The organism is Azospirillum sp. A1-3 (genome assembly GCF_023806445.1).
Lineage (GTDB): Bacteria > Pseudomonadota > Alphaproteobacteria > Azospirillales > Azospirillaceae > Azospirillum.
The window spans coordinates 245,005-259,376 of sequence record NZ_JAMSLU010000006.1 but is presented as its reverse complement, the minus strand read 5'-3'; the positions used below and the strand labels follow the sequence as shown (position 1 = coordinate 259,376).

The following is a 14,372-nucleotide window of genomic DNA, read 5'->3' as shown; positions in this document are numbered from 1 at the left end:
AGTCCGCCCTCTTGCGCGGTTCGGCCGATCCACCTCGGGCATGACCCTCTTGCCGAAATCGGGATGGATTTTGAGAATGGGCGGACGACGTGCTAGGGTCGCGGCAACCGGCGAAACACTGGTATAAGTGAACGATGCGCGTAAGACCGCCGGCCGGATCGGCCAGTCAAGAGGGTCCAAGGATGGCGAAGCTGCTGGCTGCCTTGCTGCTGATGATGGTGGCGATCGGGCCCGCCTGCGCCGTGGCCCCCACCAGCCGTGCCGACACCGTGGCGGCTCTCGACCGCTACCGGACGGATTTCGCGAAGATCCGCGGCTATGGCTCGCTGTCCACCGCCGACCGCAATTACGTCCTCTTCTCCGACGCCATGCGCCGCGTCCTGACGGAGCATGTGAAGGCCTATGATCCGCAGGTGCTGATCGACAAGGCCGAGGACGGGCTGAAGAAGAAGAAGGCGGAGAACCCGAAGGCCAGCGACCGCATGCTGACCGAGGCGGCGCTGGACAGCATGCTGGGTTCGCTCGATCCCTATTCCAGCTTCCTCGACGCCGAGCGCTACCGCTATCTGCGCGAACAGACGCAGGGCGAGTTCGGCGGTCTCGGCATCGAGGTGACGATGGACGAGGAAAGCGGCCTGATCAAGGTCGTCTCCCCCATCGACGGCTCGCCCGCCGCCCGCGCCGGTCTGCGCAGCGGCGACCTGATCGCCCGCATCGACGACATGGCGGTGAAGGGGCTGAACCTGCACGACGCCGTCGCCCGCATGCGCGGCCCCGTCGGCAGCTCCGTCGCCCTGTCGATCCGCCGCCCGCCCTCGACCGAGGCCAACACCCGCGTCTCGCTGACCCGCGCCATCGTGAAGATCCAGCCGGTGCGCTACCGGTTGGAGGGCAAAGTCGCCTATGTCCGCATCGCCACCTTCAACCAGTCGACCTCCACGGCGCTGGACGCGGCGATCGAGACCATGCGCCGTCAGGCGAAGGGCCGGCTGACCGGCGCCGTCATCGACCTGCGCAACAACCCCGGCGGCCTGCTGGAGCAGGCGGTGCAGGTGGCCGACCGCTTCCTGGAGACGGTGGACATCGTCTCCGTCCGCGGCCGCGATCCGGAGGAATCCCGCAACTACCGCGGCACCCCCGGCGACCTGCTGGCCGGCCTGCCGGTGGTGGTGCTGATCAACAGCGGTTCGGCGTCGGCGTCGGAGATCGTGGCCGGCGCCCTGCAGGACCATCACCGGGCGCTGCTGTTCGGCTCCCGCTCCTACGGCAAGGGGTCGGTGCAGACGATTTCCTCGCTCAGCGTCGACACCGGCATCCGCCTGACCACCGCCCGCTACTACCGCCCGTCGGGGGCGCTGGTGGACTGCTTCGGCGTCTCGCCGAACCTGGAGGTCAAGCCGACCCACGGCAGCACCGAAGAAACCCACCCCGACCCCGCCACCTGCGATTCCAACGCCCCGGTCCCGCCGAAGCCGCAGGTGTGGCTGGCGCAGGACATGTGCCCCGACGTGATGGACAAGGCCCCCAAGCCCGACGACGACCGCCCCCTGGAATGCGCCGTCTCCGCCATCCGCAACCGCCTGACCGGGACGTTGGCCGGGGGAGAGTAAATTCCCTCTCCCGCCCCGGGAGAGGGAAGGGGCCCATGCGGAGCATGGGAAGGGTGAGGGGCAGCGCAAGGAGCCGTGCGGTTCGGGATGCTTGGGTCACCCCTCACCCTCCCCGCCTTCGGTGGGTCCCCTCCCTCTCCCGGGGCGGGAGAGGGCGTTTTCCTACCCCACGAACCCCGCATCCATCACCCGCGTCTCCACCGTCCAACCGGTCCCATGCGCCGCGATGGCGGCGATGGTGCCCGGCAGCACCCGGCGGTCGAACAGGCTCCAGTCGGCCGGCACGCCGACATCCCCGCGCAGCCGCCCGTCGATCTCCAGCAGCGTCGGCGGCGCACCGGGCGTCACCTCCACCGCGAACTGGTCGAGCGGCATCGACAGCCCGACCCCGGCCGCCTTGATGAAGGCTTCCTTCCGGGTCCAGGCCAGCAGGAAGCCCTCGTCCCGCTGCTCCGGACCCAGCGCCTGCAAGGCAGCACGCTCGGTGGCGTGAAAGAAGCGGTCGGCGATGCCGTCGGCGCTTTCAATCGGGCGCAACCGCTCGATGTCGACGCCGATCCGCCCCTCCGCCGCCACGGCGATGGCCAGCGAATCCTCGCTGTCGCTGAGGTTGAAGGCCGGACCGCCGGCCAGCGCCGGCTTGCCGTGCGTGCCGTAATCGAAGACCAGCCCGGCCGGATCGCGCCCGGTGCAGCGCCCCAGCAGCAGCCGCAGCAGCCCGCGCCGCAGGATGAAGCGCTCGGTCAGCCGTTCCATCATGAAGCGGTCGGCGCGCTCCACCTCGTCGTCCGACAGCAGGGCGCGCATCGCCGCCTTCTGCTCCGACAACCCCGCCAAATCGGCGAACCAGACGCGGACGACTCCGGGCGCCAGGACATAGTCGCCGGCGCCCCCCGTTGCGGTCCCGGCTGCGGGCATTGTGATGCTCCCGTCATGCATCGGACAGCGATCCTCCCTCTCAATTTAGCGTCCTGGCTCCGGCAGGGGTTTCGGGTATCATGCGCGCCTCTCGCATCCGCCCCTGCATCCGGACCAGGATCCCATGGTTGACACCGCCCTGCTCGCCCCGCACCTGACCAACGTTCTTCGCGACGCCTTCATCCCGGAGCTGCCCAATCATTACCGCGGCAAGGTGCGTGAAAACTACGACCTTCCGGACGGCAGGCGGATCCTGATCACCACCGACCGTCTGTCGGCCTTCGACCGCATCCTGACCGCCATCCCCTTCAAGGGACAGGTGCTGACCCAGACCGCCCGCTTCTGGTTCGTGGCGACGAAGGACATCTGCGCCAACCACGTGCTGGAATACCCCGATCCCAACGTGGTGGTGGCGAAGCGGCTGACCATCATGCCGGTCGAGGTCGTGGTCCGCGATTACATGGCCGGCACCACCGGCACCTCGATCTGGTCGATGTACAAGCAGGGCCGGCGCGAGATGTACGGCCACATCTTCCCCGACGGGCTGCGCCAGAACCAGAGGCTGGAAACCCCTATCATCACGCCGACCACCAAGGCCTTCGACGCCGGCCATGACGAGGAGCTGACCGCGGCCGAGATCGTGGGCCGCAACCTGCTGACCCGCGCCCAGTGGGACGAGGTGTCGGACAAGGCGCTGGCGCTGTTCGCCCGCGGCCAGAAGATGGCGGCGGAGCGCGGCCTGATCCTGGTCGACACCAAGTACGAGTTCGGCTTCGACGAGGACGGCAACATCCTGCTGGCCGACGAGATCCACACCCCCGACAGCTCGCGCTACTGGTTCGCCGGCAGCTATCAGGAGCGGTTCGAGACCGGCGGGAAGCCGGAGAGCTTCGACAAGGATTTCGTCCGCAACTGGGTCGTCGCCCGCTGCGATCCCTACACCCAGGACATCCCGGAGATCCCCGGCGACGTGGTTCTGGAAGCCGCCCGCCTCTACATCGAAGCCGGCGAGACCATCACCGGCCGCCCGTTCGAGGTGCCGGCCACCGCCGTGCCGATCCTCGACCGCATCCGCGCCAACCTGGCGCCCTACTTCACCAAGTAAGCGGGAGCGGGCTCCATGCGCGTCGCCGTCCTCGACGATTACCAGGGGGTCGCCCGCGACCTCGCCGACTGGTCGCAGTTGCCGCCGGGCAGCGACCTGACGGTCTTCGAGCAGCCGCTCGGCGACCCGGACGCGGTGGCGGCGGCGCTGGAGCCTTTCGACGTGCTAGTCATCATGCGGGAACGCACGCCGTTCCCCGCATCTCTGATCGACCGGCTTCCGAACCTGAAGCTGCTGGTCACCACCGGCGCCCGCAACAACGCCATCGACCTGAAGGCCTGTGCCGCCCGCGGCATCCCGGTCAGCGGCACCCGCATGGTCGGCGCGCCGACGGCGGAACTGACCTGGGGCCTGATCCTGGCGCTGGCCAAGCGCATCCCGGCCGAGGAGCGCGCCCTGCGCGAAGGCCGCTGGCAGACCGGATTGACCGGCGATCTCGGGGCCAAGCGGCTTGGTCTGGTGGGCTTGGGCAAGCTCGGCAGCAAGGTCGCCAAGGTGGGACAGGCCTTCGGCATGGAGGTGGTGGCCTGGAGCCCCAACCTGACCGACGAGCGCGCCGCCGAGGCCGGCGTGACCCGCGTGGAAAAGCGCGACCTGTTCGCGACCTCCGACGTGGTCAGCGTCCATCTGGTGCTGAGCGAGCGCACCCGCGGCGTGGTGGGGGCGGACGAGATCGGCGCGATGAAGCCGACCGCCTTCCTCGTCAACACCTCGCGCGCCGGGCTGGTGGACGAGGCGGCGCTGGTCCATGCGCTGCGCCACGGCCATATCGGCGGCGCCGGCATCGACGTCTTCCCCATCGAGCCTCTGCCGAAAGACAGCCTTTGGCTTGACCTTCCCAATACCGTGCTGACGCCCCATCTCGGCTACGTGACGCGGGAGAATTACGCGGTGTTCTACCGCGACGCCCTGGAGGACATCCTGGCCTGGACGGCCGGCTCACCGGTGCGGCTGCTCTCTCCCGCCTGAACGGGCAAAGGGGATGGAGGATGCCGGTGAGGACGAGTGACGGGGCCGGGGACGGCATCCGGGCGACGTTGCGGGACAGGCTGAACCGCTATCAGCCCGGCGTTCTGATCGGCTTGTCGGCCATCGCCGCCCTGCTGTTCGGCTTCGTCGAACTGGCCGGCGAGGTGATGGAGGGCGAAACCACCGCCTTCGACAGGCACATCCTGCTGGCGCTGCGCGATCCGCTGAACCCCGACCTGCCCGGCGGCCCCTGGTGGCTGGCGCGGATGGCGCGAGACATCACCTCGCTCGGCAGCACCACCATCCTCGCCATTCTCACCGTCGCGACGCTGGGCTTCCTGCTGCTCCTCCACAAGCGGGCGGCGGCCCTGCTGGTGCTGGTCGCCGTCGCCGGCGGCGGGACGCTCAGCACCGTGCTGAAGAGGCTGTTCGACCGCGCCCGCCCCGATCTGGTGCCGCATGGCGACCAAGTAATCTCCGCCAGCTTCCCCAGCGGCCACGCCATGCAGTCGGCCGTCGTCTACCTGACGCTGGGCGCCCTGCTGACCCAGTTCGTCGAGGGCCGACGGACCAAGGCCTATCTGCTGAGCTGGGCGATGGTGCTGACTCTCATCATCGGGGCGAGCCGCGTCTATCTCGGCGTCCATTGGCCAACCGACGTGCTGGCGGGCTGGAGCGTCGGCGCCGCCTGGGCGGCGCTGTGCTGGATGGTCGCCGAATGGCTGCAGCGCCGCGGTGCGGTTGAGCAGGACCGGCCGGAAGAGACGGCGGGACGATAAGGGCGGGACGGCAAATCCGGTGCGTCGCACAAAAGGTTAACAAGCGGCTTGAATACGGACGCTTGCCCGCCGATAGTGTCGACCCTACCCCTTTCGGATCAGGCCGCACCATGCCTCAGGGCACCCTCGACCGCGAAACCCTTGAAGCCGTCGGCGTCCTCGCCCGTGCGGTGGAGCGCGAGCGGGTGCCCGGTGTCCTGGAATGCCGTCTGCTGGCGAACGCCCTGAAGCGCACCTTGGACAGCGGCCGGGAACGCGAACTGACCGAGGCGTCGCGCGTCTTCCGCACACTGGATGTGGACCTGCGCGAACGCATAGTCGCCCGCGCGCGGGTGGAAGCCCAGCAGACCCGCGCCCAGGCGAAGGCCGCCGCGACGCCGGACAGCGCCATCGACCGGGAGGAGATCACGCAGGAGATTCCGGCACTGCCCGCCTGGCGTGTTTCCGAACCGAAGGGCCGCGAACAGAAAGGCCGCGCCGGCACCAATTTCCTGGCCGCCCTGAATGGCCTGCGCCCGGCGGCCACCACCGGCTCCAATGCCGGCTCCAGCCGGGGCGCGGCCCGCGACCGCCTGCGCGCCGCCGTCGATTCCCAGCGCCGCGTCGGCCAGCGGGCGGAACCGACGCTGGACTGAGGGCCGCCTCAGCGGATGAAGAACTGGACCGGGACCACCAGCTCGATGCGGTCCTTCGCCATCTCCTCCGGCGGGGCCGGCAGGGGGGAGGCGCGGCGGACCATCTCCACCGTCTCCTCGTCCAGCGACGGTACGCCGGAACTGCGGTCGAGCCGGACCGACAGCACGTTGCCGTCGCGGTCGATGGTGAAGCGGACCTGGGTGACCCCTTCCTGCCGGCGGGTCTGGGCGGCGCGCGGATAGCGCTTGTGCCGTTCCAGATGGCTCAGCAGCCGCCCCTGCCAGCTCGGCACCGCCCGGCTGGGCGCAGCCGACGGGGCCGTCGCCGCCGGTGCGGGAGCCGGAGTGGGCGCGGGCGGAGCGGCCACCGGGACCGGCTGCACCGGCTGAGCCACCGGGCGCGGAGGCTTCGGCTTCTCCAGTTTGGGTTTTTCCGGTTTGGGCCTGTCCGGTTTGGGCCTGTCCGGTTTGGGTATGGGCTTCGGCAGTTCAGGCGGCGGTTTGGGAAGCACCACCTCCGGCTCGACCACAGGGGGTGGTTCCGGCGGCGGTTCCTCGACCACCGGTTCGGGCGGCGGCGGTTCGCGTTCCGGTTCGATCACCGACTCCGGCATCGGTTCCGGCAGGGGAATGTCGATGGCCGGCGCCGGCTCCGGCGGCGCCACCGGCAGCGGCGCCAGTTCCAGCAGCACGGCCGGCGGCTCGACCTCCGACGGCGTGATCGGCACATGCCACGCCACCATCGCCACGCCGGCCGCGGCATGGACGCCCAAGGCCAGCATCAGGCTGCCGCCCCAGCGGAAAGCCCCGCGCTCCGGACGCTCCGCCCCGTCGGCGGACCAGCCCCCCACCGCTTCCTGGTCGAAGGCCGCACTCATGGCGCCGGCGCCGCTTCCAGCCCGACGAGGCCGATCTTCAGGTAACCGGCGGCGCGCAGGCTGTTCATCACCTCGGTCAGGGCGCCGTAATCCACGGTCTTGTCGGCGCGCAGGAAGACGCGCTGGGTCTTGTCGCCATGGGTGGCGGCGTCCAGCGCCGCGCCCAGGGCTTCCCTGGTCGTCGTGGTGTCGCCCAGCGACAACGTCTTGTCGGCCTGGATGGTCAGGAACAGCGGCTTGTCCGGCCGCGGCGTCGGCGTGGCGGTGGAGGCCGGCAGATCGACCGGCACATCCACCGTCGCCAGCGGGGCCGCGACCATGAAGATGATCAGCAGGACGAGGACGACGTCGATGAAGGGCGTGACGTTGATCTCATGGGTTTCGGTCAGATCGTCGTCGCTGCCGCTGGAGCCGAGGCGCGCACCCATCGCCGTCACTCCGCCGCGCGGGAGTTGCTGTGGGGACGCGGCAGCGCATGGCGGTCGATGTCGCGGCTCAGCAGGCGCAGCACCGCCGCCGACGCGTCGGTCAGCTGCGCCTTGTGCCCGCCGATGGCGCGGCTGCAGGCGTTGTAGACAACCACCGCCGGGATGGCGGCGACCAGCCCGATGGCGGTGGCCAGCAGCGCCTCGGCGATGCCCGGCGCCACCACGGCGAGGTTGGTGGTCTGCGCCTTCGAAATGCCGATGAAGCTGGTCATGATGCCCCACACCGTGCCGAACAGGCCGATGAAGGGGCCGGTCGAGCCGATGGTGGCGAGGATCCCGGTGCCGCGCGCCATGCGCCGGCCGGCGGCCGACTCGATCCGCTCCAGCCGCGAGGCGGCACGGTCCATCAGTCCGTCGCGCGACGGCGCGTCGGCCGACAGGTGGGTCTCGGCGACCACGGCACGGACCAGCGCCGCCGCGGTGCCCTGGCTGAAGCCGACCCGCTCCGCCGCCTGCGACAGCGAGCGCGCCTCCTCCAGCATCGCCAGCGCCGCGCGCGCCTTGCGCTTGGCCGACGATAGTTCCACCGTCTTGGCGATGGCGATGGTCCAGGTGACGACCGAGGCGAGCGCCAGACCCACCATCACCGCCTGCACCACCGGGCTGGCGGTGACGAACATGCCCCAGGGCGACAGGTCGTGCGGCAGCGAGGCGAGAGCGGCAGCCGCCGCGTCCGGAGCGGCCTGCGCCGCCCCTTGCATCGCTCCGTCCGGCACCGCCCCGGCGGCGGCGGGCGCGGCGGCCTCCTGCGCACGGGCGGCAGCGCCGGCCATCAGAGCCCCGGCACCGGCAAGTGCGGCGGCCAGCGCAGGACGGTGGCGAAACGATGTCGGCATGGCGGTCCAACTCCCCCTCGGCGCGTGTCCGGCACGCGCGCTGCGAAAATCAAAAACCAAAAATCCCTTTGGCACTCCGGCGCTATGCTCCGGAGCGGATAGCCCGATGCGGTTATAATGCGAATGAGTCGCACTCGCACTGAAAATCGACCGCTGCCGGCGGGGAAACTTGCATTTTTGTGGGAATTCGCCGCCCTAAGTCCGTGGTTTCGCTGGTCTTGCGAACAGTCTCGGGCACCGGAACGGCCATCGCCGCTGCATCCGCTACCAAGTGCGAATAAGTCTCAATACCATCGCTGAGCCCTGCTGTCGTGGAGAATCTCGGCGCCCTGCAACCTTCCGCCGCTCCCGCCGGTTGAACCGGCCGTTGAGACAGCGCCAAGGAGAGTGCCGATGACCCAGGTTTCGGTTGTGGAGGAAAAGGGCAGCTTCCGGCTGGTGGCCTGCGACGGCCGCTTCGCCGTGGTGGAGGCGCGGGCGGGACAGGTGTTCGGCCTGCCGGATGATGCGGAGGGTGGCCGCGACGGCGCCTCGGACAGTCCCGACGGCATCGCGGCCGTCGCCCGCTGGACCGGCGAGGCCGAGGCCCGCGCCCTGATGCGCGACCTGTCGGAGCGCGGCGACGAACTGGCCCGCCGCATCTGGTGATCCGTCGGAACCCCGGCCGCGTATCGCCGCCGGGACTTTGTGCGGAGCGCGTCATGGATGGCACTGGCGGTGAGGCGGAGAGCGGGTCGAACGGCAAACGGCCCGGCATCACCTGGATCACCGGCGCCAGCAGCGGCATCGGCCGGGCGCTGGCGATCCATCTCGCCGACGGCGGGGCGCGGGTGGCGCTCTCCGCCCGCTCGGTCGAGGATCTGACGTCAACGGTGCAGCACAGCCCGGACCGCATGCGCCTGTTCCCGCTGGACGTCACCGACCGCGTCGCCACCACCGCTACCGTCGCCGCCATCGAGCGCTGGTTCGGTCCCATCGACCGGGCGGTTCTGAACGCCGGCACCCACGTCCCGATGTCCTTGGAGGATTTCTCCGCCGACACCGCCCGCCGGCTGATGGAGGTCAACTATATGGGCGTGGTTCATGGGCTGGAGGCTCTGCTGCCGCGGATGCGGGCGCGCGGGCGCGGACAGGTGGCGGTGGTCGCCTCCGTCGCCGGATACCGCGGCCTGCCGACGGCGGCGGCCTATGGCCCGACCAAGGCGGCGCTCATCAACCTGTGCGAATCGCTGAAGCCCGACTGCGACCGCGCCGGGATCAGGCTGCAACTGGTCTGCCCCGGCTTCATCGATACGCCGCTGACCGCCCGCAACCCCTTCCCCATGCCGGACCTGATGCCGGTGGAGGACGCCGCCCGCCAGTTGGCCGACGAGATGGAGGGCGAAGGCTTCGAAATCACCTTCCCCAAGCGCTTCACCCGCAAGCTGAAGCTGGCGCGCTGCCTGCCCTATCGGCTTTACTTCCCGCTGGTGCGCAAGGCGACCGGAACATGACGGACGATTCCCGACAACACGGACTGGATGCCTGGGTCGATTTCTTCGAGACCCTCAGCGTCGAGACGCTGGACCGGCTGCCGGCGCTGACCGTGCCGGAGGTACGGTTCCGCGACCCCTTCAACGACGCCCATGGCCGGGACGCGGTGCGGGCGGCGCTGCTCCATACCCTGAATGGCTGCCGCGATCTGCGCTTCACCGTCACCCACCGGCTGTTCGCACCCGATCTGGCGATCCTGCGCTGGCGCTTCGAGGCGACGGTGACCGGCATCGGCCGGATGGACGTGATCGGCACCAGCGAGGTGCGGCAAGCCCCCGACGGCCGGGTGGCCGAGCACATCGACCATTGGGATTCCGGCGAGCATGTCTATCTGCGCCTGCCGCTGCTGGGCGCCCCGCTCCGCCTCATTCGGCGGCGGCTGGGGGCTGCACCGCCGCGTTGACGGCGCCGGGCTGGACCGTCCGGCCTTCGGGCAGGAAGAACAGGCTGACCGTGCCGATCCACAGTCCCCAGCGATAGACGTTGGCGCGGTTGATCAGCGCATCGCCCGGCTGCAGCCACATCCAGTCGTCGAACCGCACGCGCCAGCGGTCGCCGCCCACCTTCAGCGCCATCTCGTAGCTCCAGTTCAGCGCGTTGCCGGCTGACCGCCCCACCGCCGTGCCGATCACGTCGTCGGCCCGCCCCTCATAAGCTCCTTCGGCCGTCCTGACGATGCGCCAGACCCGGCGGTCGGTCTCGCCGTCGGCATAGAGGAAGCGTTCGTCCAGCACCAGTTCCCGCCCGTCCCACTGCCCGTCGATGGCGACGGTGAAGCTGCGGCGCAACGTGCCGAACCGGTCCTCGAACACCCCCCAGGCATGGGTGCGCCCGGCGAAATAGCGCTCGATCCGCAATTCGGGCGTGTTGCCGGCGAAATCCCCGATCTTCATCGCCCCGATCTTCATCGCCCCGATCTTCATCGCAAGGGGTCCTCCGCTTACGGCTTGCGAAAGCGCCAGAGCCCGACATCGATGGTCCCGGCGCGGAACCCGGCCTCGCAATAGGCGAGGTAATAGTCCCACAGCCGGCGGAACCGGTCGTCGAAGCCCATCTCCGCCACCTGCGGCCCGGCCTCCAGGAAGCGCCGCCGCCACTCCGCGCAGGTCCGGGCATAGGAGTCGCCGAACGTCTCGACATGCTCCACCACCAGCCCGGCCCGCTCCGCCTCGGCGCGCAGGGCCGACGGGCAGGGCAGCATGCCGCCGGGGAAGATGTGGCGCTGGATGAAGTCGCAGCCGCGGCGGTAGCGCGGGAAGCGCGCGTCGTCGATGGTGATCGCCTGCACCACCGCCGCCCCGCCGGGCACCAGCCGGTCGCGCAGGGCGGCGAAATAGCGCGGCCAATGCTCCTCCCCCACCGCCTCGATCATCTCGATGGAGACGATGCGGTCGAAGCTGCCGCCGGCGTCGCGGTAATCCATCAGCCGCAGGTCGACCTCCCCGGCTAGCCCGGCCCGCTCCAGCCGCGCGTGGGCGAAGGCCAACTGCTCCGCCGACAGGGTCAGCCCGACGACCGACGCGCCGCGGCGGCCGGCCATATGCTCCGCCATCCCGCCCCAGCCGCAGCCGATCTCCAGCACCCGGTCGCCGGGGCGGAGTTGCAGCAGCTCGGCGACGCGGGCGATCTTGGCCTCCTGCGCGTCCTCCAGGCTCTGCCCGTCCCGCTCGTACAGAGCGGAGGAATAGGTCATGCCGGGATCGAGCCACAGCCGGTAGAAGTCGTTGCCCAGGTCGTAATGGAAGGCGATGTTGCGGCGGCTGCCACGGCGGGAGTTGGCGCGGCTGCGGTGGAACAGCCGGTTGGCCGCCGCCGCCGCGACCGTGCCCCTGAAACCTCCCTTTTTGGCCCCGCCACCGATCGCCGCCTCGTTGCGGATCGCCAGTTCGATCAGCGCCGGCAAATCGCCGCTGCGCCACAGCCCGTCGCCATAAGCCTCGGCCATGCCGACCGCGCCGCCCAGCATCAGCCGCCGCGCCGCCGCATCGTCGAGCAGCGTCAGGTCAGCCCGCGGCCCCTCGGCCGGATCGCCGACGCACATCGTCCGCCCGTCGGGCAGGCGCAAGCTCAGCTCGCCCCGGCGGATGCCGCCGGCCATCCTCATCAGGGCGCCGGTCCACAGGTCGCGTCCGGTCACCAGCCGCAGCCACCGGGGGTGACGTCGAGGCGCGGTCGCAGCGATGTCGGTAGCGATGTCGGTCATGAATGGCCTTCTCGGAAACGGTCAGGAACGACGATATTTTTCACGACGGTCACCGGCTGCGCCGGGGCCGGCGGGCGTGGGCGGATCGCCAGCCCCTTGCGCCACAGGTGCAGCGCCTCCCAATGGATGCCGGCGACCACCTTGGCGGTCATCAGCGGGTGGCGGGCCCAGGCGCGCAGGATGGCGCCGTCGGTCAGCTCCACCCGCCTCAATGTCAGCGACGCATGCAACACCGGCCCCCCGGTGTCGGTCTGGCGGATGGACACCGCCATCGGCTCCCCCGCTTCGCCCTTGGGTGGGCGGATGCGGAAGTGATAGGCGGTCTCCATGTCCATGAAGGGCGAGACGTAGAAGCGCTTGTCGCACTGCTGGCGCACCAGCCCGTCCGGTCCGGGCGCCGCCGGGATCAGATAGGCGTGGCGCTGGCCGAAGGTGTTGGACACCTCATGGATGATGGCGGCGAGCGTCCCGTCCCGGCGGTGGCAGAACCAGACGCAGAGCGGATTGAAGACGAAGCCCAGCACCCGCGGAAAGCACAGCAGGCGGATCGGCCCACCACCCTCGATCCCGGCAGCGGCAAGCTGGTCTTCGGCCCAAGCCTTGAGCCCCCGAATCTCCCTCTCCCCCCCAACACAAGCTCCGCTTGTGTTGCCGACAGGCGAAGCTTCGCTTCGCCGAAAGGCGGGGAGAGGGTCGGGGTGAGGGGGATGCACTGCGTGACTATCCCGAGAATCCTCTCCGCGCTCCCCCCTCACCCTAACCCTCTCCCCAGGGGGGAGAGGGGACTCTCCCAATGGCCCGAAATCGCGGTCCTGGAACCCGATCAGCCCGAAGCGGTTGTGGGCGAACAGCCGCATTTCGCGGTCCAGCCGGGGAAGCTCGTCCAGATCGGCCAGCAGGCTGAACACCCGGTAGGACAGGCGGTGCCGCACCGGCTTCACCCGGTGGTGCATCACCGTGCCGACATAGAGGCCGGAGGCGAAGCGGGGCGCCTCCATCACGCGGTCTCCAGCTCTGCGCCACGGATTGCCGGCGCCGACCCGACATGGATGCGGCCCGACGGGTTCGCCACCGTCCAGGGCCGGCGCACGCCGCCCAGCGCCTCCGCCACCGCCAGCCCGGCCTGCGCCCCGTCCTCGTGGAAGCCGGCGCCGAAATAGGACCCGGCGAACCAGGTCCGCCGTCGGCCCTGCAGGCTCCACAGCTGCCGCTGCGCCGCCAGCGCCTCCATCCCGAAGATCGGGTGGTCGTAGAGCACGCTGCGCAGGATGCTGCCGTCGCGCGGCGGGCGGATGGGGTTCAGCGTGACGAACAGGTCGCGCTCGCGCGGCAGGAAGTCCTGCAGCCGGTTCATCCAGTAGGTCACGCACAGGGCGTCCTGCCCGCCATCCCCCCGCTCGGCCAGATAGTTCCAGCTCGACCACACCGCGCGGCGCTTCGGCATCAGGGCGGGGTCGCCGTGCAGGATGGCGAGGTTGCGCTCGTAGCCGAAGGCGCCCAGCAGCCGGCGCTCCTCCCCGCCGGCATCCTCCAGCAGGGCCAGCGCCTGATCGGCATGGGTGGCGAGCACGACATGGTCGTGGGCGCGCACCTCGCCGCGGCGGTCGCGCAGCAGGACGCGGCCCTCCTCGCGGACGATGCCCTCCACCGCGCAGTTCAGGCGCAGGGCGCCGGGCATGTCGGCGAGGATGCGGCCGACATAGCTGCGGCTGCCGCCCTCCACCGTGCGCCAGACCGGCCGGCCCTTGAGCTTCAGAAGGCCGTGGTTGTCGCAGAAGCGGATGAAGGCGGCGGCGGGATGGCCGCGCATCGACTCCGCCGGGCTGGACCAGATGGCGGCGGCCATCGGCAGCAGATGGTCGCGGATGAAGGCGTCGGAATAGCCGCCGCGGTCCAGCACGTCGCCCAGCGTCAGCGTCTCCGCCGCGGGATCGACCAGAAGGCCCGGCGCTTCGCGGTAGAAGCGCAGAATGTCGGCGATCATCCGCCAGAAGCGCGGGCGCAGCAGGTTGCGTTTCTGCGCGAACAGGGCGGCGGGCGTGCCGGCATACTCCACCCGCCCGCCGTCCAGCGAGGCGGCAAAGCTCATGTCCGTCGCCCGCGTCGGCACGCCCAGATGGTCGAACAGGGCGACCAGATTGGGATAGCAGGGCTCGTTGTAGACGATGAAGCCGGTATCGACCGGGCCGGCGCCCCCGGCCTCCGCCGCCACGTCCACCGTGTTGGCATGGCCGCCCGGCCGGTCCTCCTTCTCATAGAGGGTGACGCGGTGCGCCTTCGACAGCAGCCAGGCCGCCGACAGCCCGGCGATGCCAGAGCCGACCACCGCGATGTCGAGCGGAGCCGGCGAAGTGTGGTCGGGCGGGGAAAGCGGCATGGGGCGGTCCTTGGCGGATCTTGTCGGAGGGCTTGTCGGTG

Annotated in this window: 16 protein-coding genes; 8 read left to right on the top strand and 8 right to left on the bottom strand. The window is 70.2% G+C overall.

The genetic code is table 11. The annotated features are described in order from the left end of the window. The first annotated feature begins 182 nt into the window (after positions 1–182). On the top strand, positions 183–1,610 hold the full coding sequence (locus M5E06_RS28975; protein ID WP_252141214.1) for a S41 family peptidase: 1,428 nt from the start codon (positions 183–185) through the stop codon (positions 1,608–1,610). 162 nt (positions 1,611–1,772) lie between these two features. Here M5E06_RS28975 and M5E06_RS28970 read toward each other — a convergent pair whose 3' ends face one another. Beyond that, complete coding sequence (locus M5E06_RS28970) at positions 1,773–2,528, bottom strand: 4'-phosphopantetheinyl transferase family protein (RefSeq protein WP_252141213.1); 756 nt, start codon at positions 2,526–2,528, stop codon at positions 1,773–1,775. A 124-nt stretch (positions 2,529–2,652) separates the two neighbouring features. Between M5E06_RS28970 and M5E06_RS28965 the strand changes: the two genes are divergently transcribed. The 4 genes from M5E06_RS28965 to M5E06_RS28950 all read left to right on the top strand — a co-directional run bounded on the left by M5E06_RS28965 (position 2,653) and on the right by M5E06_RS28950 (position 6,016). Beyond that, a complete protein-coding gene (locus tag M5E06_RS28965; RefSeq protein ID WP_252141212.1) occupies positions 2,653–3,633 on the top strand; it encodes a phosphoribosylaminoimidazolesuccinocarboxamide synthase in 981 nt (326 codons plus the stop codon). Between the two features lie 15 nt (positions 3,634–3,648). Continuing rightward, positions 3,649–4,602 (top strand): D-2-hydroxyacid dehydrogenase family protein, encoded by a 954-nt coding sequence (locus M5E06_RS28960; RefSeq protein WP_252141211.1) that lies wholly within the window; start codon positions 3,649–3,651, stop codon positions 4,600–4,602. Positions 4,603–4,628: 26 nt separating this feature from the next. Then, entirely contained in the window at positions 4,629–5,381 is a 753-nt protein-coding gene (locus tag M5E06_RS28955; protein ID WP_252141210.1) for a phosphatase PAP2 family protein, read from the top strand. A 110-nt stretch (positions 5,382–5,491) separates the two neighbouring features. Next, positions 5,492–6,016 (top strand): hypothetical protein, encoded by a 525-nt coding sequence (locus M5E06_RS28950; RefSeq protein WP_252141209.1) that lies wholly within the window; start codon positions 5,492–5,494, stop codon positions 6,014–6,016. A gap of 8 nt (positions 6,017–6,024) precedes the next feature. Here the strand turns inward: M5E06_RS28950 and M5E06_RS28945 are convergent, their stop codons facing one another. From M5E06_RS28945 to exbB, 3 genes are read right to left on the bottom strand one after another with little or no spacing between them, the layout of a single operon-like run. Then, on the bottom strand, positions 6,025–6,894 hold the full coding sequence (locus M5E06_RS28945) for an energy transducer TonB (protein WP_252141208.1): 870 nt from the start codon (positions 6,892–6,894) through the stop codon (positions 6,025–6,027). Continuing rightward, a complete protein-coding gene (exbD, locus tag M5E06_RS28940) occupies positions 6,891–7,322 on the bottom strand; it encodes a TonB system transport protein ExbD (protein WP_085091886.1) in 432 nt (143 codons plus the stop codon). Before exbD ends, M5E06_RS28945 begins: the two co-directional genes overlap by 4 nt. 5 nt (positions 7,323–7,327) lie before the next feature. Continuing rightward, a complete protein-coding gene (gene exbB / locus M5E06_RS28935) occupies positions 7,328–8,218 on the bottom strand; it encodes a tonB-system energizer ExbB (RefSeq protein WP_252141207.1) in 891 nt (296 codons plus the stop codon). 393 nt (positions 8,219–8,611) lie between these two features. On the opposite strand from exbB, the gene M5E06_RS28930 reads away from it, so the two are divergent. From M5E06_RS28930 to M5E06_RS28920, 3 genes are read left to right on the top strand one after another with little or no spacing between them, the layout of a single operon-like run. Next, a complete protein-coding gene (locus M5E06_RS28930) occupies positions 8,612–8,866 on the top strand; it encodes a hypothetical protein (RefSeq protein WP_252141206.1) in 255 nt (84 codons plus the stop codon). A gap of 53 nt (positions 8,867–8,919) precedes the next feature. Continuing rightward, the gene (locus M5E06_RS28925) at positions 8,920–9,711 is read left to right on the top strand and encodes an SDR family NAD(P)-dependent oxidoreductase (protein ID WP_252141205.1); all 792 of its coding nucleotides are present in this window, start codon (positions 8,920–8,922) and stop codon (positions 9,709–9,711) included. Next, a complete protein-coding gene (locus M5E06_RS28920; RefSeq protein WP_252141204.1) occupies positions 9,708–10,154 on the top strand; it encodes a nuclear transport factor 2 family protein in 447 nt (148 codons plus the stop codon). The genes M5E06_RS28925 and M5E06_RS28920 overlap by 4 nt, the downstream gene beginning before the upstream one ends. Here the strand turns inward: M5E06_RS28920 and M5E06_RS28915 are convergent. From M5E06_RS28915 to M5E06_RS28900, 4 genes are read right to left on the bottom strand one after another with little or no spacing between them, the layout of a single operon-like run. Then, positions 10,117–10,674, bottom strand: a complete 558-nt coding sequence (locus M5E06_RS28915; RefSeq protein WP_353654375.1) for a DUF3833 domain-containing protein — start codon at positions 10,672–10,674, stop codon at positions 10,117–10,119. The genes M5E06_RS28920 and M5E06_RS28915 overlap by 38 nt on opposite strands. A 17-nt stretch (positions 10,675–10,691) precedes the next feature. Next, positions 10,692–11,954 carry an SAM-dependent methyltransferase gene (locus tag M5E06_RS28910; protein WP_252141203.1) on the bottom strand — a complete coding sequence of 421 codons (1,263 nt, stop codon included), beginning with the start codon at positions 11,952–11,954 and terminating at the stop codon, positions 10,692–10,694. Beyond that, positions 11,951–12,952, bottom strand: a complete 1,002-nt coding sequence (locus M5E06_RS28905) for a DUF1365 domain-containing protein (RefSeq protein ID WP_252141202.1) — start codon at positions 12,950–12,952, stop codon at positions 11,951–11,953. Before M5E06_RS28905 ends, M5E06_RS28910 begins: the two co-directional genes overlap by 4 nt. Next, entirely contained in the window at positions 12,952–14,331 is a 1,380-nt protein-coding gene (locus tag M5E06_RS28900; RefSeq protein ID WP_252141201.1) for an NAD(P)/FAD-dependent oxidoreductase, read from the bottom strand. Before M5E06_RS28900 ends, M5E06_RS28905 begins: the two co-directional genes overlap by 1 nt. Positions 14,332–14,372: the final 41 nt, after the last annotated feature.